We start from the raw sequence: 18,854 nt of genomic DNA on the forward strand, positions 1-18,854 counted from the left end.
CCAGCTGAACCATGGACAAACAAGGGAAAGGCAATGAGCGAGGAAACGATTCGATTGGGCCGTGAGCGGCGCTTTCTGGTGCTGCTGGGGGTGATCTGCCTGGCGCTGATCGGTGGTGCCCTGTACATGCAGGTCGTGCTCGGCGAAGCGCCGTGCCCGCTGTGTATTCTGCAGCGTTATGCGTTGCTGCTGATCGCGCTGTTCGCGTTCATCGGCGCGGCCATGCGCAGCCGTCGCAGCATCACCGTGTTCGAAGCGCTGGTGGTGCTTTGCGCGCTTGCCGGCGCCGCGGTCGCCGGGCACCACGTGTATACGCAGTTCTACCCGGCGGTCAGCTGTGGCGTCGATGTGCTGCAACCGATTGTCGACGATCTGCCGCTGGCGAAGATCTTTCCGCTGGGCTTCCAGGTTGACGGCTTCTGCTCGACGCCATACCCGCCGATCCTCGGCCTGTCGCTGGCGCAGTGGGCGCTGGTGGCGTTCGTGCTGGTGGTGATTCTGGTGCCGTTGCTGACTTCGCGTAATCGAAAAGCACTGCGCTGAGTCAACTTTTCGCAAGCGTGGCCGATACACAAAACGCCCCGATTGGCGGTTCAGCCAATCGGGGCGTTGCACGTTTCAGAGTGAGGCTGAACTCATCCTGACGGACGGCAAGCGAGGGTGTGACAAGTGTGCGACATGTTGTCACACAGGGGGTGTCGCAGAGGCGCCCGCAGACTCCGATTGCCGCGTTGTTACAAAAAAGGATTGGTCGGTCTGAGGGTTTTTTTGCTTTAGGACGTGAGTGCCAGAGCAGGCAGTTTTAACAGCTTCAGGCAGATGGCCAGAAGCCTTGGGTTATCGGGCTTTGCGCCGTTCCGCTGTGCGGAAAAAACCTTCGGAGCTGTCTGAACTGACGCGGGTGCGCTGACAGGTTTTGCGAGATTTGTTGAGAATGCCTGTCAACAACGCGTGACAGTTTTGCAAAAATGGCGAGGGATTGTTGCCGTAAAAGATAAAAATTATTTCGGGATAAGACATGGTGTATAGGGCGCTACCTATCTACAATCGCCCGCACTGAATTCCCGGCGCTGTTCAGCCTTTATTAAGGAACTGATCAGAAGGTCGGGTGTCGAGCGAGCCGCGAGGCTTTCGAGACACCCAGGTGTCGGTGCCTTTCCAACTTTCCGCACCAAATGGAATTGGTCTGTAACAAGGCCTTTGACCACGAATTCGAATAAGAACTGAACGCTGTCCCAAGGTTTTGTCGAGCGTCTGACGCGCGACGGGCGGCCCTTATTCAATCCAAAGAAAATGCCAACCCTTGGCAGGGTGAAGTGTTGGCGATCAAAACCCAACTGCATTGCGCAAGCTGCTTTAGAGGTCGTGAGATGAGTAAAAACAGGTACCCCAGATTACTAGGCCTAGTGCCGCTGCTCGGCACGTTGTTGCTGGGAGGCTGCAACATGACCTTGCTCAATCCAACGGGCCAGGTTGGCCTGGAGCAGCGAAACCTGATCATCACCGCGACCCTGCTGATGCTGTTGGTCGTGGTGCCGGTTATCGTCATGACCTTCCTGTTCGCCTGGAAATACCGCGCGTCGAACAAGAACGCCGTCTACACCCCGAAATGGTCGCACTCGACCAAGATCGAAGTGGCGGTCTGGACCATTCCTGTCCTGATCATCATCGCTCTGGGTTACATCACCTACATTTCCACCCACGAACTGGACCCGTATCGTCCGATCCAGTCCGACGTCAAGCCTGTGACCATCGAAGTGGTTGCGCTGGACTGGAAGTGGCTGTTCATCTACCCGGAACAAGGCATCGCCACGGTCAACAAGATCGTGTTCCCGGCGCACACGCCAATCAACTTCAAGATCACCTCTGACGCTGTGATGAACTCGTTCTTCATCCCGGGTCTGGGCGGCCAGATCTACGCGATGGCGGGCATGCAGACCAAGCTGCACCTGATCGCCGACCGCAACGCTGAAATGGACGGTATCTCCGCCAACTACAGCGGCGCCGGTTTCACCGGTATGAAATTCAAGGCTATCTCCACCACTCAGGAAGATTTCGACGCCTGGGTAAGTGAAGTCAAGAAGTCACCTAAACAGCTTGATCAAGCTGAGTACGCGGCCCTTGCCAAACCGAGCCAGAACAACCCAGTCGAGCTCTACTCGTCGGTCACGCCGAACCAGTTCCAGATCATCGTCGACAAGTACGAAGGTATGAAGCCGGGCAAGCCGCTGAAGCACGAGAAGAAAGAGAAAGAAGTGGCGGCCACGGATATTGACGCGGGTTCGCATTCAGCTGCCGGGGCAGAGGAGTAAACGATGTTTGGTAAATTAAGTTGGGAAGCAGTCCCATTCCACGAGCCGATCGTGATGGTGACCATCGCCATGATCGCCCTCGGTGGTCTGGCGCTGTTCGCTGCGATCACTTACTTCAAGAAGTGGACGTACCTGTGGACCGAGTGGCTGACTTCGGTCGACCACAAGAAAATCGGCGTGATGTACATCATCGTCGCCATGGTCATGCTGCTGCGCGGTTTTGCCGACGCGATCATGATGCGTACCCAGTTGGCCATGGCCACCGAAGGTTCGCCTGGCTACTTGCCACCTGAACACTATGACCAGATCTTCACCGCTCACGGTGTGATCATGATCATCTTCATGGCGATGCCATTCTTCACCGGCCTGATGAACCTTGCAGTGCCGCTGCAGATCGGCGCGCGTGACGTGGCGTTCCCGTTCCTGAACTCCCTGAGCTTCTGGCTGCTGGTGTCCGGCGTTGTGCTGATCAACCTGTCGCTGGGCGTCGGCGAATTCGCCAAGACCGGTTGGGTTGCCTATCCACCGCTGTCGGGTCTGCAATACAGCCCTGGCGTGGGCATGGACTACTACATCTGGGCGCTACAGCTGTCCGGACTGGGTACGACGCTAACGGGGGTCAACTTCCTCGCGACCGTACTGAAAATGCGTACCCCTGGCATGAAACTGATGGACATGCCGATCTTCACCTGGACCTGCACCTGGGCCAACGTTCTGATCGTGGCTTCGTTCCCGATCCTGACCGCGACCCTGGCACTGCTGACGCTTGACCGTTACATGGATTTCCACATTTTCACCAATGAACTTGGTGGCAATCCAATGATGTACGTCAACCTGTTCTGGGCGTGGGGCCACCCTGAGGTTTACATCCTGATCCTGCCGGCCTTCGGCATCTTCTCGGAAGTGATCTCGGCCTTCACCGGCAAGAAGCTGTTCGGCCACCACTCGATGATCTACGCCTCGGGCGCGATCTCGGTACTGGGCTTCATGGTTTGGCTGCACCACTTCTTCACCATGGGTTCGGGTGCCAGCGTCAACGCCTTCTTCGGTCTGGCGACGATGCTGATTTCCATCCCGACGGGTGTGAAACTGTTCAACTGGCTGTTCACCATCTACCAGGGCCGTCTGCGTTTCACCAGCCAGGTGATGTGGACTCTGGGCTTCATGGTGACCTTCGCCATCGGCGGCATGACCGGTGTACTGCTGGCCATCCCGGGTGCTGACTTCGTGCTGCACAACAGCCTGTTCGTGATCGCGCACTTCCACAACGTGATCATCGGCGGTGCGGTATTCGGTTACATCGCTGGCTTCGCGTTCTACTTCCCGAAAGCGTTCGGCTTCAAGCTGCACGAAGGCTGGGGTAAAGCAGCGTTCTGGTTCTGGATCTCGGGCTTCTTCGTCGCGTTCATGCCGCTCTATGCACTGGGCTTCATGGGCATGACCCGTCGTCTGAACGCCACCACCAACCCTGAGTGGGTACCGTACCTGTACGTGGCCATGTTCGGTGCGGTGATGATCGCTGTCGGTATCGCCTGCCAGCTGATCCAGCTCTATGTGAGCGTGCGTGACCGCAACAAGCCAGAGAACGTTTGCGATCACGGTGACCCGTGGAATGCGCACACGCTGGAATGGTCGACCTCGTCGCCACCACCGTTCTACAACTTCGCTGTGCTGCCTAAGGCTGACTGCATCGACCCGTTCACTGAAGCCAAGGAAAACGGTACTGCGTACCAGCGTCCGGCCAAGTACGAGCCGATCCACATGCCGAACAACACCGCCACTGGCGTGGTGATGGGCGCACTGTTGACCGTCTTCGGTTTCGCGATGATCTGGCACATCTGGTGGTTGGCGATCGCCAGCCTGGTGGGCACCGTCGTTTACTTCGTGATTCACGCTGCACGTGACGACCAGGGCTATATGGTTCCGGTTGAAACGATCGAGCGTATCGAAGCCGAGCAGCACAAGCGTCTGGTCGCGGCAGGGAAAATCCCGGCCGGTGCCACCCGTGTTGAAACCTCGTTGGAACAGGCTTAAACCATGTCGAACTTAGTGACCAATGTTGGACACGCCCATGGTGACCATGGGCACGATGACCATCACCACGACTCGGGCGAGATGACCGTATACGGTTTCTGGCTCTACCTGATGACCGACTGCATTCTGTTTGCGTCGATCTTCGCGGTGTACGCAGTACTGGTAAACAACGTTGCCGGTGGCCCGTCGGGCCACGACATCTTCGAACTGCCTTACGTGCTGGGCGAAACCGCTCTGCTGTTGTTCAGTTCGATCACCTACGGCTTCGCCATGCTGGCGTTGTACAAAGGCAAGAAGCAGGCTGTCCTGGGCTGGTTGTTCATGACCTTCCTGCTCGGCGCGGGCTTCATCGCCATGGAGATCAACGAGTTCCACCTGCTGATCTCCGAGGGCTTCGGTCCTAGCCGTTCGGGCTTCCTGTCGGCGTTCTTCACCCTGGTCGGTACTCACGGTCTGCACGTTTCGGCCGGTCTGATCTGGATGGGCGTGATGATGTACCAGGTCAACAAGCACGGCCTGACGGCGACCAACAAGACCCGTCTGAGCTGCCTGAGCCTGTTCTGGCACTTCCTGGACGTGGTGTGGATCTGCGTATTCACCGTTGTTTACCTGATGGGGACTCTGTAATGGCTAATGCACACTCCCATGACAGCCATGATGCTGGCCACGGCAGCGTAAAGTCGTATGCCATCGGCTTCATCCTGTCGGTGATCCTGACCGTCATCCCGTTCGGCCTGGTGATGTACCCGAGCCTGCCGAAGGCGACGACGCTGGCAATCGTGCTGTTGTTCGCCGTGATCCAGGTGATCGTTCACCTGTATTACTTCCTGCACCTGGACCGTTCCATTGCTCAGCGCAACAACGTGATCGCCTTCGTCTTCACGGCGATCGTGATCGTGCTGCTGGTTGGCCTGTCGCTGTGGATCATGTTCAGCATCCACACGTACATGATGGCGAAGTGAGGTAGACCCGATGTCGCTCAAGCACTTTATCCAAATCACCAAACCGGGGATCATTTTCGGTAACGTGCTTTCTGTGGCAGGCGGGTTCTTCCTGGCCTCGAAAGGGCATGTCGATCTGGCGGTGTTTCTGGCCGCCATGATCGGTACTTCCCTGGTCGTGGCCTCCGGTTGCGTGTTCAACAACTGCATCGACCGCGACATCGACCTGAAGATGGAACGCACCAAGAACCGGGTGCTGGTCCAGGGCTTGATCTCCCTGAAACTGGCCCTGGTTTACGCGACCATTCTGGGTGTTCTCGGCGTTGCCTTGTTGTACAAGGTGGCCAACCCGTTGGCTGCCTTGTTCGCAGTAATCGGCTTCATCATCTACGTCGGCTTCTACAGCCTGTACCTCAAGCGCAAGTCGGTTCACGGCACGCTGGTGGGCAGTCTGTCGGGCGCCATGCCGCCAGTGATCGGTTACGTCGCCGTCACCAACAGCTTCGACATGGCCGCGCTGACCCTGCTGGTGATGTTCAGCCTGTGGCAGATGCCGCATTCCTACGCCATCGCGATTTTCCGCTTCAACGATTACCTGGCCGCCTCGATTCCGGTGCTGCCAGTGAAGCGCGGCATTCAAGTGGCGAAGAAGCACATCCTGCTCTACATCCTGGCGTTCCTCGTAGCGACCTTGATGCTGACCTTCAGCGGCTACGCCGGCATGAGCTACCTCGCCGTCGCCGCGGCCATGGGCATGTACTGGCTGTACATGGCCTGGACCGGCTACAAGGCAGTGGATGACACGGTCTGGGCACGCAAGCTGTTCGTGTTCTCGATCTTCACCATTACCGCGCTGAGCGTCATGATGTCTCTGGACTTCAAGGTGCCGAGCGAGCTGCTGCTGACGTACGCGCCGTAAGGTTCAAAGGCTTCACGAAAAACCCCGCACATTGAGAGATGTGCGGGTTTTTTTGTGGCTGCATTATGCTGGTTCGAGGTGCCACCCTTCGCGAGCAGGCTCGCTCCCACAGCAGACAGGTGGGCGACGCAGAATAAATGTGGGAGCGAGCCTGCTCGCGAATAGCCCTGCCACTGAATTCCATCAGAGGTTTGCGGTTGCGGGCTCTCGGTAAAAGACCTAGATTCGGATCCAACCACGACAGTGATAGCCCCACCCGTTTTCCGGCGCCCAACTGTCTCAACCTGCACCGATCAAAAGGCTGGGCGCAATGACCGAACGGATGACCTGCGATGAGCGCTTTATCGCCCTGGCCGAAGAACTGAACTACGACATTTATGGCGAGAACACCGCCGGTGGCAATTACGCACCGCTGATTCGACATCACGATGAGCTGTACATCAGCGGGATGGTGCCGCGGGTCAATGGCAAGATTCTGTATCCGGGCCGTGTCGGGCTGGAGTTGACCCTCAAGGACGCGCAAGCCGCTGCGAGCATCAGCGCCATGCGTTGCCTGGCGCTGATCGTCGATGCGGTGGGGTCGCTGGACAAGATCCGCGCGCTGCTGCGGGTGACGGTGTATGTGAAGTCGACGGCTGATTTCGTCGACCTGAGTGAAGTGGCCAACGGCGCTTCGGATGTGTTCAGCCACGTGCTGGGCGATGCCGGGCGGCATACGCGCACCACCATTGGTGTGTATCAGTTGCCGAAGAATGCGGCGATTGAAGTGGACATGATTGCAGCGGTGCATGCTTCGGCTTGAGATCGGCGGCGCCTGTTTCCCTCACCCTAACCCTCCCGAAACGTCGGACCGCCCGGAGGGAGAGGGGACTGACCGAGTCGTTCTCTGAAACTACGGCGACCTGAATATTGAGTGAACCGCAATCTTGAAAACAGCCTAAATCGGCTCCCTCTCCCTCGGGAGAGGGCTGGGGTGAGGGGCGACGATCGATTCAACACCGCCAATCCCCAGCCGATAAAAAAGCCCCGCCTGATCACTCAGCACGGGGCTTCTTCACAAGCGCTCGGCAGCTTACTGCGCCGCGATGCTGTACCCGTCAAACGCCGTCTTCTGCTGCAGCGCAGTGATGATGTTCTTGCGGTTCACAGCCTGTTCCGTCCCGGCATTATCCAGGAAAGTTTCGCTTTCCAGCTCCGCCTCATCGCCTTCACCGACGAAGGTGAAACCAAGGAATTCCAGCGCTTCCCGATCCACGTTCAGACGCGAACGCGGCGTGCGCAGCGGCAGGGTCACGCTGGCGCCGTCCTTGCTGATGGTGAAGATTTCCACTTCTTTCTTCTTCGCAGCCTTGCCCTTGCCGCCGCTCGGATTGCTGATCGCCTGATGGGTCTGGTTCAGCACTTTCAGCGCCAGGCCATAGACGATTTCCTGAAACGCCGGGTCGTCCTTGAAGCTGGACAGAATGCGCCCGATCGAGAACTTGCTGCTCAGGTCTTCCAGGGCGGCGAGGTCCGCAGCCTCGGCGTCTTTCAGTGCTTTGAGTTCGCCCATCAGTTCGTAGGCCTTATCGTCATCGAAGCTGTCGTGAGCCTGACGAATCGCGGCGCGCAGTTCACGGATCTGGTCACTCTCGCGGGTCGACTGGAATGCGTCGAGGACCATCTCGCTGATGATTTTGGCTTGTGGCAGGTGTTGTGAAAGATTGATGGAGTTTTCGTATTCCGCTTTGGACGACTGGGTGACTACGGATTCAGCGGTGTTGAAATCGGACATTGAAATTTCACTACTTTTAACTTGAATGGAGACGAACAAGCCCAGGGCTTTTTCAGGCCGACTAATTTAGGGGAGCGGGGCGGCGTTGTCACGGAGCAACGGGCTGGTGGTCGGGTTTTTTCCCAGCCACTGCTATTTCTGGCGCGGACGCTCCATGGCAATCACGGAGATTTCGAAGCCAAGGCTGGTGAAAAAGGCTTCCGCGCCCTCGCGTCCCGCACGCAGTAACCAAGTGATGTCAGGGTTGTCGCCCATCACATGCTCAACCAGCGCACGGCCAATGCCCGTGCGTTGATGCTGAGCATCAACCACCACCATCGACAGGTAGCCATTGGAGATTTCGTCAGTGATGCCGCGGGCGAAGCCGACGATCTGATCGCCGAGCAGGGCGATGGCAGTGCGTTGCGAATTGCCGATCAAGCGAGCGAACGACTCGGCGTCGCCGGTGCGATGGCGCCAGCCATGCTCGCCAAGAAACAGCCGCGCCGACTCTGTCTCATCGGGACGCAAGTTGCGAACGTTGAGTGTGTTCTGCATGGATTGATGTCCTTTTCAGCTTTCGATTGTTGAGCGCCCGGCGTCAGGTTTCCCCCAGGTGCGCATCGCAAATTCGACGAACCTGCGCAGTTTCGGCAAACGATAACGATCCGGCGCGTACAGCAGATGCATCGGCCGACTCGGTGGCGGGTAATCGGCGACCACCTTGACCAGTCTGCCCTCGCGCAGGTCCTGTTCGACCAGTGCATCGGGCAGCATCATGATGCCCATGCCGTTACGCGCGGCCTGGTGCAAACCGGCGGAGCTGTTGATCAGCAGCGGGCCGCTCACGTCGACGAGGACTTCGCCCTCCGGGCCACTGAGGCGCCAGCGTTTTTCCACTGATTGCCAGTCATCCCCGGCAGGGTAGGCGAAGGACAGACAATCGTGTTGCTGCAAATCCTGCGGGGTGTGCGGCATGCCGCGTCTCGCGATGTAATCCGGCGAGGCGCAGACCGTCAGGGTGTAGTCGATCAAGGGGCGGGCGATCAGGTTGGAAGACTCATCGAAACTGCCCAGCCGGAACGCAACATCGAGGCCATTCTCCAGCAGGTCCGGGCGGCCGTTGGTCAATACCACGTCGAGTTTCACTTGCGGATACAGCAGGGCGTATTCGCTGAGCGCCGGGGTCAGGCGTTCGACGCCAAAGGTCAGCGGCGCGGCAATGCGCAGCAAGCCGCGTGGCTCGTCGAGGGCCTGTTCGGCAAGGCGCTCGGAGTCGGCGACCAGACCGAGCACGTCCAGGCAGCGCTGGTAATAAACGCTGCCGAATTCGGTGAGCCGCTGGCGGCGGGTGGTGCGCTGCAGCAATTGCACGCCGAGGCGTTGCTCCAGCGCACGCAGGTGATTGCCGACCATTGTCGTCGACATGTCGCACTGCAAAGCGGCTGCGGTCATGCTCCCGCCCTCGACGACTTTGACGTACACGCTCATTGACTGGAATAAATCCATTATCAAGCCCGGCTTTCAAATGATTGAAGTTTTGCCGAGTTTATCCAGTTTCGCTGGCTAACCATACTGCCAGCACACCGACCCGAACTGGAGTTTCACGTCATGACCGCCGCGCTGATGAACACCTACCAACCACTGGCCCTCAGCTTCACCAAAGGCCTGGGCACTCGCCTGTGGGATCAGGCCGGTCGTGAATATCTGGACGCCGTGGCCGGTGTGGCAGTGACCAACGTCGGCCACTCGCATCCGCGCATTGTTGCGGCGATCAGCGAGCAGGCGGGACTGCTGCTGCACACTTCCAACCTGTACAGCATCGACTGGCAGCAACAGCTGGCCAGACGGCTGACCCGGTTGGCGAGCATGGAGCGCGCGTTCTTCAACAACTCCGGTGCCGAAGCCAATGAAACCGCGCTGAAACTCGCGCGTTTGTATGGCTGGCGCAAGGGTGTCGAACAGCCGCTGGTGGTGGTCATGGCCAACGCGTTTCATGGCCGCACGCTCGGCACTTTGTCGGCCAGCGATGGCCCGGCGGTGCGCCTGGGCTTCAACGAATTGCCGGGGGATTTCGTCAAAGTGCCGTTCGGCGATCTCGCCGCGCTGGAGCAGGTGCAGCGTAAACACGGCGAGCGCATCGTGGCGATTCTGGTCGAGCCGATTCAGGGCGAAAGCGGCGTGCAGGTCGCGCCGCCCGGTTACCTCAAAGCCCTGCGCGATCAGTGCAATCGCCACGCGTGGCTGCTGATGCTCGATGAAATCCAGACCGGCATGGGCCGCACCGGGCAGTGGTTCGCCTTTCAACACGAAGGCATCGTTCCCGACGTCATGACCCTGGCCAAAGGCCTCGGCAATGGCGTGCCGATCGGCGCATGCCTGGCGCGCGGCCGCGCGGCCGACCTGTTCACCCCCGGCAGCCACGGCAGCACCTTCGGCGGCAACCCACTGGCCTGCCGGGTCGCCTGCACCGTGCTGGATATCATCGAAGAACAAGGTCTGCTGGAAAATGCGCGGGTACAAGGCGAGCGCCTGTTGGCCCGGTTACGCGCAGAGCTGGCCGACAACCCCAATGTGCTGGCGATTCGCGGACAGGGACTGATGATCGGCATCGAGCTGAAACAACCGGTGCGCGACCTGACCATGATTGCCGCACGGGACCATGGCTTGTTGATCAACGTCACCCGCGGCAAGACCATACGGCTGCTGCCACCGTTGACGATTGATGAGCGGGAGGTGGGGATGATTGTCAGAGGGGTTGGGCGAGCACTGGCCTCCATCCAATCTTCGTAATCACGGCATCGCAACAGCTGGAGCACTTACTGCTTCGGCTGTTTTCATCATTGCGCAGTAATCTGCCAAGGAAATCATTACCACAGGATCGGCACTTCGCCTGATAACGAGCAGGGGAGTGCGGTCGTTGATGACCTGATCCATGGATTTTGCAAGGCACGCTCGGACTTTGCTGTAGGGGATGGTTTGCATGAGACAGACCTTTGGTGGGTAGAGCACAATTCGGCAGGATTCAATTGTGCCCAGTATCACCCAGGTATTCTGGAGACGTTTCCGAGAGATTTGTAATCCTGATCGCCAGTACTTGTCAGCAACTGAGCTGCTGTCAAATGGAACCTCACCGGTCATCCCTTAATCCGGCTCATCCCCCAACTCTGGCGCCAACATCCGCGTCTTCACCGCCCCATTCGAATTGTGCTGAACAATCTCGCTCGGCTGCCCCTGTTCATTGAAAAACACCTGTCCAATCCCCGCCGAATTCCACAACCGTTCCCCGGCCTCGGCATGTTCGGGCGTATACGGCACGATGCGCATCTGCCGGCGTTTGGTAAACCAGTTCAACGGTGAGCGTGGCGAGTAGAGCCAGCGGTTGAGGCGGTCGAACCATTCCAGCAGGGCCGGTGGGAATTCGTTTTTGATGCCGCTGCTGGTGATCTGCCAGATACGCGGGCCGGCCTTGCGATGGCGGATCAGCACTTCGTAGACGAACGAATAATGCACGTCACCCGACAGCACCACGTAGTTACCCGGTGTGCGCGAGTGGCGGAAAATATTCAGGATCACTTGCGCGGCGCCGCGATGGGCCATCCAGTTTTCCGCATCGACCAGCAGTGGATAACCGCACCAGCTGAAGACCTTTTGCACGGTCTCGATCAACTTCACACCAAAGATCGGTGCCGGGGAAACGATGATCGCCGACGGGTGATCGAGCAGTTCCTGCTGCAGTTCGCTGAGCGCTTCCCAATCGAGCAAACCCGAAGGTTGCTTGAGCGCCATTTCACTGCGCCAGCGCCGCGTGCGCGTGTCGATCACCACCAGCGCCGGACTGCTTGGCAGAACGAAGTGCCACTGCTGAAAACGCAGCAACTGATCGATCAAATCATCCTGCACTGGTTGGTCCAGATAACCGTCATCGCCGCTGGCGCTCAGCTGTCGGGTCTTGGTCAATACTTCCTTGAACGCATCGGGATTGTTGCCCCAGCCTTGGCACAACAGATAAGCGATCAGCGCATTGCCGATGATGCGCTTGGAAAACGGATGGCCGTAGGCGGTTTCTTCCCACTGCGCGGACAGGTTCCAGTCATCGGTGATGTCGTGATCGTCGAAAATCATCAGGCTCGGCAGATGCGCCAGTGCCCGGGCGACGTTGCCGAGGCCAGCCTTGAAGGCATCGATGCGCGTCTGTTCGAGGCGGTATCGCTTCAGCCGCGGCGGCGTCAGCGTCGGTGCCTGCGGGTTGATCAACGCCCACGGCGTCGGCGACCACACCAGCAGATACATCGCCATGACTTCGGCGAAGGTCACCAGATGATTGTCGGCGCTGCTGCTGGTGAAAATCGGCTTACGCGCACCGCCGAAAAATCGCTCGCGCAACGTCTCGTTGCTTTCCAGCGCCGGTAACAAATCCGCGCGGTGATAGTAGCTGGCCGGGTGTTCATAGAGCTTGGCACTGTCGCTGACCACCGCGCCTTCGAGGTGTTCGTCGAACAGGCCGAGCCGTTCGATCAACGCATGAATCGCCCGCAGCATCGGCCCGGCGACGTCGTCGGCGTAGACCTGATCGCCGCTCATCATTAGCAGCGCCGGGCGTTGTTGCGGATCGGCTTCCTCAGCCAGCAGCTGATCAACGCAAAGCAGACCATCGGTTGCCGGGTGATGCGGCTTGCGGCAGGAACCATGCAGCAACTGATCGATCCGCGCGCGCAGGACGAAGTTCGGACTCGTCGCCTCGCCATACAGCAGATGCGGCGCCCAGTCGGCAACACCCGCGGCGTTATCAATCAGCAGGTCATAGTCGATACGCGTATCGCAGGGCAGGGCGCTGTCGAGCGCAACATCAATGAGGTGAACAAACGCATGACGGCCTACGGAAATGACCGTGCATTTCCCGGCATCGAGGGGAATCTCTCCTACACCTTGCAGGCGCAAGGTCAGCGCCAGTTCGCGGCTACCAACCAGCCACATGACCAGCCGCGTTGGCTGCAGACGGCGCAACAGCGGGCCGGCCAGAACCGGCGGCAGCAAAGAGGGATCGGTCAGGTGTTCAGACATCGAAGGGCAAAGCTCAAGGCGTACAGGCTGGCGATGATAACGCAGCCGGCGCCTTGAGCGCTTAAGCGAGGCTTAAGAGTCGGCCTTCTTCAATTTCAGGTCGAGCAATTGCCAGTCGGAGTAACCTGCAGCGTCGGCCGGCAACTGTTTGATCGAGCAATCGAATTGGTAGAGAACGTCGTCGCCAAGCATATTGCGGGCGGTGACGGTATTGGTGATGGTGTAGGTCTGATCCTTGAACAATCGGCTATCGGTTTTGGCTCGTGGAGTGATCATCGCCGCTGCCGGAAAACGCATGGCTCTTTGTACGAACGGAACGCACATGACCGCTGCCAGTACTGACTTGTCAGCGTCAGGCTGCGTTCCCATCATTCGGCGCAGGGTGACAACGTTCGCGCCCACAACGTCTTCAAGTTTCTTCTCCGATATCGTCGTCGTTGCCATGCGCTGGCTATAAAACGGCATGAGCGGAGACTCCGGCGGCGAAGGCTCATTTTGCGGTGTGCTGGCAACGTAGGTTGGGAGGTTGCTGGTGACCGGGGTGGATGCAGGCGTGGGTACAGGTGCTGGCGCAGGTGCCGGCGCAGGCTCCTTTACCGTAACGCTCGCAGGCTCGGCTTCAGGCATTACCGCAGCGGGGTCGACTGTCTGGGCAGCGGTTTCTTCGACGGCCTGCGTTTTCGGCTCGTGTGCCATCGGGAACAGCGAAAGGCTGATGGACAACACCACCAGGCCGACGATCAAACCGCCTGCCAAACCGACCATATTGCCGAAAAACAGATTCCAGCTGCCGCGGTTCTTCACCACCCAGCGCCACATGAAACCCCACACCGCAACAAATGCCAGCAAGCGCAAAAAATCCATTCGATCCTTTCCTTAACCCTTCAAAAAGCCAAGATCAATGCACTCCCGTGGTGAGCGCTGACGATGGGCGGCACGATAGCAAAACCCACGCGTAACGCCAGCGGTGAGTGCGCTGCTCAGCGAAAGTTGACTGCAATAATCGTTAATGTCGTCACGCCAGCGGCCAATGCACAGAGGCCAGCCACTATGTGGCGTACTAGCGGATGCGCTGGCCGTGGTCGACTGGCCAGCCACATCCAGACACCCGCCAGCGCGCCTGCCGTGGTGGTCACAGCCATTACGCTTCCTTTGAAGTGCGTCGACGAAGCTGCATCTGACGGGAAGAGGCTTGAGACGATGACCGAAACGGTCATCGCGACCATGAAGCCACCGGCAGCGCCCGCCAGGTTGGCCTGAATCAGATTCCAGTTTCCGCGCTCGGTCGCGATCCAGACCCACACCACAGTCCAAATGGACAGGTAAAGAAAAGCCAGCATGCTGCGTGTCCTTAGAAAATCGATACCGTCGAGGCGCTCGAAACCTCGCCGTCGGCAGTGGACGGCAAGATAGCAAAATAGTAGCTTCGCGCCACTTTCTTCGTCTGCGTAACGGCGGGGCGAGCGACATTCGAGTCGTCAGAGTGCGTAAGTAAAGTGCAGGATTTTTTCTTCAACCAGAGGATGGACAGATGATCGACTTCAACAACAAAGGCTTCTTCAAACTCAAACAGAACGACGAGTACGCCGAGCGCGTCAGCGCACTGTTGCTGGAAGGCGAACAAGTCATCGACGCTTACAAAGCCATGCGCGACGGCGTGGTCTTCACCAACAAGCGCATCATCGCCGTCAACGTCCAGGGCATCACCGGCAGCAAAAAGGATTTCACCTCGCTGCCCTACAAGAACATCGTCGCCTACTCCGTGGAAACATCGGGCACGTTCGATCTGGATTCGGAACTGGAGATCTACTTTTCGTCACTAGGCAAAGTGAAATTCGAATTCACCGGCAAGACGTCGATGGTGGAAATTTCAAAGTACATCTCCAGCTATCTGCTCTAAGCATTGCCCGCGCGGCATTCAAAGAATGTCGCGCAAATACCCCTTGATCGCGAGCAGCGGCTGATGCAACTGCTCCAGCGACTGCGCCCGACTCAACTGCGCCGACAACTTGCTCAACTCCCGCCCCAACGGCTTCTCGACACCGCCTAACGCATCCATCGCCAGGCTCAGGCATTCGTTCATCTTGAACTGAATCGCCTGCACATCGCCGCGCTTGACCAACAGCTCGAAAATGTCTTTCTGGTAATCGCCCATGACCATGTCGTCACGCAAAATCGGGCTCAGGCCTTCCTCCTCGTAGGCGAGTTTGAGGGAGAAGAGGGCGATGGTTTCCAGTGAGGTTTCCATGGGGTGTCTTGTCAGTTGAAGGGGAGGACTTGGAACCGATGCGCACACGAAGATGCAGCCGGTAGGCCTGTAGCGCGGGCGTGATTATACGAGCCGCTGGCGCAGCGTTGACATTCATTTTGATGTGGCGGTTTGATTAGAGCGGTCTGAACATCAGTGGAGTAACTACCATGGAATACGACGAAAAATTGATCGACGACGCCGTCCTTGCCCTCTTGGCGGCTTACGCCTCCGATCACGGCCATACCTGGAAAGGGTATGACTTCGAGATCATGAATCGATTGCATGAACAGGGTTTGATCAGTGACCCGGTTAACAGGAATAAATCGGTTTGGCTGACGGAGGAGGGGTTGGAGCGGGGGCGGGCGATGGCGGTGCGGTTGTTTGGGGTAAGTGCTCAGGCTGAGCCTGCAAACGACTCCGACACCTGAGTCCGTGCTATGTCACGTGCGACCCGCACGGTGGTGAGCCTTCAGCGTTGCGCGTCCACTTCAATGCAGACGAAAAAAAGGCCTTGCTAAGCAAGACCTTTCTTAACTTTGGTGCCCGAGGGAGACTGGAGTCTTCCGTATAATGGCCTACAGCCGGATTATGTAGTTAGGGATACACACAGGGATACAGCTTGCTTGGCCCTATGATCACACAATCCTAGATCTGGACATAAACGACCCGCAATCCCCGCACTGCTTTGCCAAGAACCTAGCTGGTGTGGCAAGGGTTGCAGCAATGGTAGCAACCATTAATTCTTAGTGTAGGGTTTGCCCCACGAGCGGCGCTAACAGCGCCGGTGCAGTTTAAGTGATTTCCGAGTGATACCTGATTCTCCAAGAGCGGCATGTACCTGCAGCCAGTCGTCGTGTTGTGCACTTCGTGATCGCCGTTCGCTTGAACGTTCTTATTTACGATAAATGATTGCATTCGCTAGTCCTCGCTTCCGTGTGTCGGATCGTTAATGACTCAACATTTTTAATCATGTCTGCTGGCTGGCCGAGGTTCGTGATGACCAGCAGGAATGGAGGTTAGCCGGAGGATGGCAGAAAGCAATCAACTGCCCAAAAGTCGCCGGGCCCCTGGGACTATTTAAAGGATACGGGGCCGGAAACCCGCGGGACCGTGTTAGTGGAAGGTTTTCAAGTTACTGAAATTTCAGTCATTGAAATTGAAAGAAATTCGGTCGAAAAGGGCCATCATTACCGCATCGGTAACGATGGCCTTTCGTGTTGATGATTATGGACACCGTCAGCTGTCAACCGAGTCAACCTGTCAACCATCCTGAAAAAATCAGCCTAACAAGATCCCGCGGGTTTTATGCCCAGTTTCATTCAGATACGCTCAGGGTCCCCGGCGTCCTCCCATCATTTGTGCAACTGCACTGGTGAACTGTGCGTTCACCCGGTTCGCCTCTTCACTAAGCTGGGCACTTGTCCGCTAACAAAGTCCCGCGGGTTTCCGACCCCGTGTCTCAAAGAGAACCTCAGGGGCCCCAAGCATACAGCGGGAGAAACACCTGACGTTCGCTGGTGGGATTGATGCTTACGGGGCGCGGGGGAATTATATCCCTCCGAAATGGTGTAACTCGTGTAACTCGTGTAACTGGTGTAACTGGTGTAACGATCATTCGTAAGTGACTGTACTTATTGGATATTCTTAACGTTACACCGACTTCAAACGCCAATCTTGAGGGGTGTAACGCGGCCATTTGGTGTAACGCTTCTGATGCGACTATTGCTGAAACTCGGTCTTAGCGGACCGGGCCTATTGATTTCTGATAAGGTCGGGTTCATAGACGATAATGACAAGGAGTCAATTGTGGCAAAGCCCGCAGCACGTTTAACCGATCCGACCAGTTGCCCAATGCCAGGGCATGGCGCCAAAGCCATCGCTTCAGGCTCTGCTGACGTTTTCTTCGATGGACTTGCTGCCGCTCGGAAGGGGGATACCTGCACATGCGGCAGCGCATTGGTTTCAGGTGTATCAGCGACCGTTTTTATCAATGGTAAAAACGCAGCAACGGTTGATTCCGTTGGTACGCACGGTGACGTCGTAGTCGGCGGCTCCGGCACCGTAATTATCGGGGATTCGCATACGCCTGCTCCGTTCGTACCTCCACTTCCTCTTGCGATCCAAAAGACTTACGGCCAGGCCTTCAGCATCACCGACAGCGAAACGGGCACTCCGTTGGCTTTCCGTGACTTTGTGGCGACAGTCAACGGAGTAGAAACCACGGGCGTAACCGATGCCAATGGAATTGCTCACGTAAAGACACCGACTCCCGATGCGAAGATTTCACTGCACGTCATGTTCAGCGCTCCGGCTCGAACGCTCCATGAGCTGGCGGAGGGGGCCTGATGACCAATCTATTCGCAACTCAAGCGACCGCCCAAGAAATCAAGCCCGGCGAGTTCATGTGTCCGATACCGATTACCGTCAATGATCGAGCGGCAACGCGTGAAGCGATCATCAAGAAGGTCCGTTCACTAAACACCACGTTCGTAGAGCGATCCTCGTGGGGAGCGGTGAAAGGCAAGCCGGATATGGTGATGGATTGGGATTACACCATGATCGCCCTGCATCACGCCGGTCGAAGCCACAGCTGTACACCCGGTGCAGAGCAGATGCAGGAAATCCAGAAGGGGCACCTAAGCCAGAAATACGACGATATCGGCTACCACTTCGGTATTGATTGCACCGGGCAAGTTTATGAGGGGCGCGATATACGCCTTCAAGGTTCGAGTGTCCTGAAATTCAATACAGGCCTGATTGGCATTGTTTTACTGGAAAACCTGACGACACCGAAGGAGGGCGGAGATTGGGTCGCGAAGGGCCGTGTTGCGCTTGATAGCCTCGGATACAGCACAACAAACGTAATACCTGCTGCCCAGATCACTGCGCTGATACATCTGATCGATGCGCTGAAGAGTGTGTTTGTAATCAAGCATTTTGGCGGACATCGGGAATACCCAGGTCAAGCATCTGAAGGCAAGATCTGTCCCGGAAATATTGGCATGGAGTTGGTCAGGAATCTCAGAGCAAAAACTCAACTACTCCCACCTCCGGCGCCGCAAGAATGAAGAAACTGATTGCGCTGATGGTTTTGGTTCTGGTGACCGTGCTCTACGTTGGGTATTACGAAGCGCTGGAGGATGGAGACATTGAAACCATCCTGTTCATCAAGAAGCATCCGACGTTTCAGATGAAGTTTTACAACATCCACGCGAATGACGGAGAAATTCGTAAGGTCGAACGGCTCACGGAGGAGGAGCGTATCTGGATCGTTGATTACTGCAGATACCGGCTGGGCATCGATACCGATCTGAAAACACAAAACGACGTTGAAGTTTGCAGAAAAAAATAGATGGCTGGGATTCAAAAAAGGCTTCTTCGGAGGCCTTTTTTAATCGGCGGCAATTTGCTCAGCCAGCTCTCTGTCTCGTCAGTGCTTTGCTTGGTTTTCCAATCTTCCGGCGCCTGACCATCGGCGCGGTTGTTGAAGGCAAACTTCGCATCCCCGGCATACGAAAACCAACAGCCCACTTTTCCATAGACGAAAAAAAAGGTCTTGCAAAGCAAGACCTTTCTTAAT

22 protein-coding genes are annotated in these 18,854 nt (G+C 57.3%); 14 read left to right on the plus strand and 8 right to left on the minus strand.

Features of this window, described 5'->3' with window-relative positions; translation table 11 throughout:
- Positions 1 to 33 precede the first annotated feature (33 nt).
- The 7 genes from BLU24_RS06675 to BLU24_RS06710 all read left to right on the plus strand — a co-directional run bounded on the left by BLU24_RS06675 (position 34) and on the right by BLU24_RS06710 (position 7,008).
- Positions 34 to 543 (plus strand): disulfide bond formation protein B, encoded by a 510-nt coding sequence (locus BLU24_RS06675; RefSeq protein WP_093098526.1) that lies wholly within the window; start codon positions 34 to 36, stop codon positions 541 to 543.
- Between the two features lie 827 nt (positions 544 to 1,370).
- Positions 1,371 to 2,312, plus strand: coding sequence for a ubiquinol oxidase subunit II (gene cyoA / locus BLU24_RS06685; RefSeq protein WP_090286083.1), 942 nt, complete (start codon positions 1,371 to 1,373; stop codon positions 2,310 to 2,312).
- A gap of 3 nt (positions 2,313 to 2,315) precedes the next feature.
- Positions 2,316 to 4,346, plus strand: a complete 2,031-nt coding sequence (gene cyoB / locus BLU24_RS06690; RefSeq protein ID WP_090286080.1) for a cytochrome o ubiquinol oxidase subunit I — start codon at positions 2,316 to 2,318, stop codon at positions 4,344 to 4,346.
- 3 nt (positions 4,347 to 4,349) lie between these two features.
- Positions 4,350 to 4,973 (plus strand): cytochrome o ubiquinol oxidase subunit III, encoded by a 624-nt coding sequence (gene cyoC / locus BLU24_RS06695; protein WP_090286077.1) that lies wholly within the window; start codon positions 4,350 to 4,352, stop codon positions 4,971 to 4,973.
- Positions 4,973 to 5,308, plus strand: a complete 336-nt coding sequence (gene cyoD / locus BLU24_RS06700; RefSeq protein WP_007916940.1) for a cytochrome o ubiquinol oxidase subunit IV — start codon at positions 4,973 to 4,975, stop codon at positions 5,306 to 5,308. The genes cyoC and cyoD overlap by 1 nt, the downstream gene beginning before the upstream one ends.
- Before the next feature lie 10 nt (positions 5,309 to 5,318).
- Positions 5,319 to 6,206, plus strand: coding sequence for a heme o synthase (gene cyoE / locus BLU24_RS06705; RefSeq protein WP_090286075.1), 888 nt, complete (start codon positions 5,319 to 5,321; stop codon positions 6,204 to 6,206).
- 310 nt (positions 6,207 to 6,516) lie between these two features.
- Complete coding sequence (locus BLU24_RS06710) at positions 6,517 to 7,008, plus strand: RidA family protein (RefSeq protein ID WP_090286073.1); 492 nt, start codon at positions 6,517 to 6,519, stop codon at positions 7,006 to 7,008.
- Positions 7,009 to 7,278: 270 nt separating this feature from the next.
- Here the strand turns inward: BLU24_RS06710 and BLU24_RS06715 are convergent, their stop codons facing one another.
- The 3 genes from BLU24_RS06715 to BLU24_RS06725 all read right to left on the minus strand — a co-directional run bounded on the left by BLU24_RS06715 (position 7,279) and on the right by BLU24_RS06725 (position 9,468).
- Positions 7,279 to 7,980: a hypothetical protein gene (locus tag BLU24_RS06715; RefSeq protein WP_093098528.1), complete on the minus strand. Its 702-nt coding sequence runs from the start codon at positions 7,978 to 7,980 to the stop codon at positions 7,279 to 7,281.
- 132 nt (positions 7,981 to 8,112) lie between these two features.
- Entirely contained in the window at positions 8,113 to 8,517 is a 405-nt protein-coding gene (locus tag BLU24_RS06720) for a GNAT family N-acetyltransferase (protein ID WP_093098529.1), read from the minus strand.
- A 15-nt stretch (positions 8,518 to 8,532) separates the two neighbouring features.
- Complete coding sequence (locus BLU24_RS06725; protein ID WP_093098531.1) at positions 8,533 to 9,468, minus strand: LysR family transcriptional regulator; 936 nt, start codon at positions 9,466 to 9,468, stop codon at positions 8,533 to 8,535.
- A gap of 102 nt (positions 9,469 to 9,570) precedes the next feature.
- Between BLU24_RS06725 and BLU24_RS06730 the strand changes: the two genes are divergently transcribed.
- The gene (locus tag BLU24_RS06730) at positions 9,571 to 10,752 is read left to right on the plus strand and encodes an aspartate aminotransferase family protein (protein WP_093098534.1); all 1,182 of its coding nucleotides are present in this window, start codon (positions 9,571 to 9,573) and stop codon (positions 10,750 to 10,752) included.
- Here BLU24_RS06730 and BLU24_RS27745 read toward each other — a convergent pair whose 3' ends face one another.
- The 4 genes from BLU24_RS27745 to BLU24_RS06750 all read right to left on the minus strand — a co-directional run bounded on the left by BLU24_RS27745 (position 10,753) and on the right by BLU24_RS06750 (position 14,363).
- Positions 10,753 to 10,944 (minus strand): type II toxin-antitoxin system Phd/YefM family antitoxin, encoded by a 192-nt coding sequence (locus BLU24_RS27745; RefSeq protein WP_172833244.1) that lies wholly within the window; start codon positions 10,942 to 10,944, stop codon positions 10,753 to 10,755. It lies immediately after the preceding gene.
- A gap of 159 nt (positions 10,945 to 11,103) precedes the next feature.
- Positions 11,104 to 13,023, minus strand: coding sequence for an alkaline phosphatase D family protein (locus BLU24_RS06740; protein ID WP_093098539.1), 1,920 nt, complete (start codon positions 13,021 to 13,023; stop codon positions 11,104 to 11,106).
- A 72-nt stretch (positions 13,024 to 13,095) separates the two neighbouring features.
- Positions 13,096 to 13,887, minus strand: coding sequence for a hypothetical protein (locus tag BLU24_RS06745; protein ID WP_093098542.1), 792 nt, complete (start codon positions 13,885 to 13,887; stop codon positions 13,096 to 13,098).
- Between the two features lie 116 nt (positions 13,888 to 14,003).
- Complete coding sequence (locus BLU24_RS06750) at positions 14,004 to 14,363, minus strand: hypothetical protein (RefSeq protein WP_231990194.1); 360 nt, start codon at positions 14,361 to 14,363, stop codon at positions 14,004 to 14,006.
- A gap of 191 nt (positions 14,364 to 14,554) precedes the next feature.
- Between BLU24_RS06750 and BLU24_RS06755 the strand changes: the two genes are divergently transcribed.
- Complete coding sequence (locus tag BLU24_RS06755) at positions 14,555 to 14,923, plus strand: PH domain-containing protein (protein WP_093098545.1); 369 nt, start codon at positions 14,555 to 14,557, stop codon at positions 14,921 to 14,923.
- An 18-nt stretch (positions 14,924 to 14,941) separates the two neighbouring features.
- On the opposite strand, the gene BLU24_RS06760 is transcribed toward BLU24_RS06755, so the two are convergent.
- The gene (locus BLU24_RS06760) at positions 14,942 to 15,271 is read right to left on the minus strand and encodes a hypothetical protein (protein WP_093098548.1); all 330 of its coding nucleotides are present in this window, start codon (positions 15,269 to 15,271) and stop codon (positions 14,942 to 14,944) included.
- A gap of 170 nt (positions 15,272 to 15,441) precedes the next feature.
- Between BLU24_RS06760 and BLU24_RS06765 the strand changes: the two genes are divergently transcribed.
- The 5 genes from BLU24_RS06765 (at position 15,442) to BLU24_RS27530 (ending at position 18,853) form a co-directional block, all read left to right on the plus strand.
- On the plus strand, positions 15,442 to 15,702 hold the full coding sequence (locus tag BLU24_RS06765; protein ID WP_093098551.1) for a DUF6429 family protein: 261 nt from the start codon (positions 15,442 to 15,444) through the stop codon (positions 15,700 to 15,702).
- Between the two features lie 1,378 nt (positions 15,703 to 17,080).
- On the plus strand, positions 17,081 to 17,620 hold the full coding sequence (locus BLU24_RS06775) for a PAAR domain-containing protein (protein ID WP_093106482.1): 540 nt from the start codon (positions 17,081 to 17,083) through the stop codon (positions 17,618 to 17,620).
- Positions 17,620 to 18,342, plus strand: coding sequence for a peptidoglycan recognition protein family protein (locus BLU24_RS06780; RefSeq protein ID WP_093098556.1), 723 nt, complete (start codon positions 17,620 to 17,622; stop codon positions 18,340 to 18,342). Before BLU24_RS06775 ends, BLU24_RS06780 begins: the two co-directional genes overlap by 1 nt.
- Positions 18,339 to 18,626, plus strand: a complete 288-nt coding sequence (locus BLU24_RS06785; RefSeq protein ID WP_093098558.1) for a hypothetical protein — start codon at positions 18,339 to 18,341, stop codon at positions 18,624 to 18,626. The genes BLU24_RS06780 and BLU24_RS06785 overlap by 4 nt, the downstream gene beginning before the upstream one ends.
- The gene (locus tag BLU24_RS27530) at positions 18,611 to 18,853 is read left to right on the plus strand and encodes a hypothetical protein (protein ID WP_157720822.1); all 243 of its coding nucleotides are present in this window, start codon (positions 18,611 to 18,613) and stop codon (positions 18,851 to 18,853) included. Before BLU24_RS06785 ends, BLU24_RS27530 begins: the two co-directional genes overlap by 16 nt.
- Position 18,854: the final 1 nt, after the last annotated feature.

Origin of the sequence: Pseudomonas sp. Z003-0.4C(8344-21), assembly GCF_900104975.1 — a bacterium.
Classification (GTDB): Bacteria; Pseudomonadota; Gammaproteobacteria; order Pseudomonadales; family Pseudomonadaceae; genus Aquipseudomonas; species Aquipseudomonas granadensis.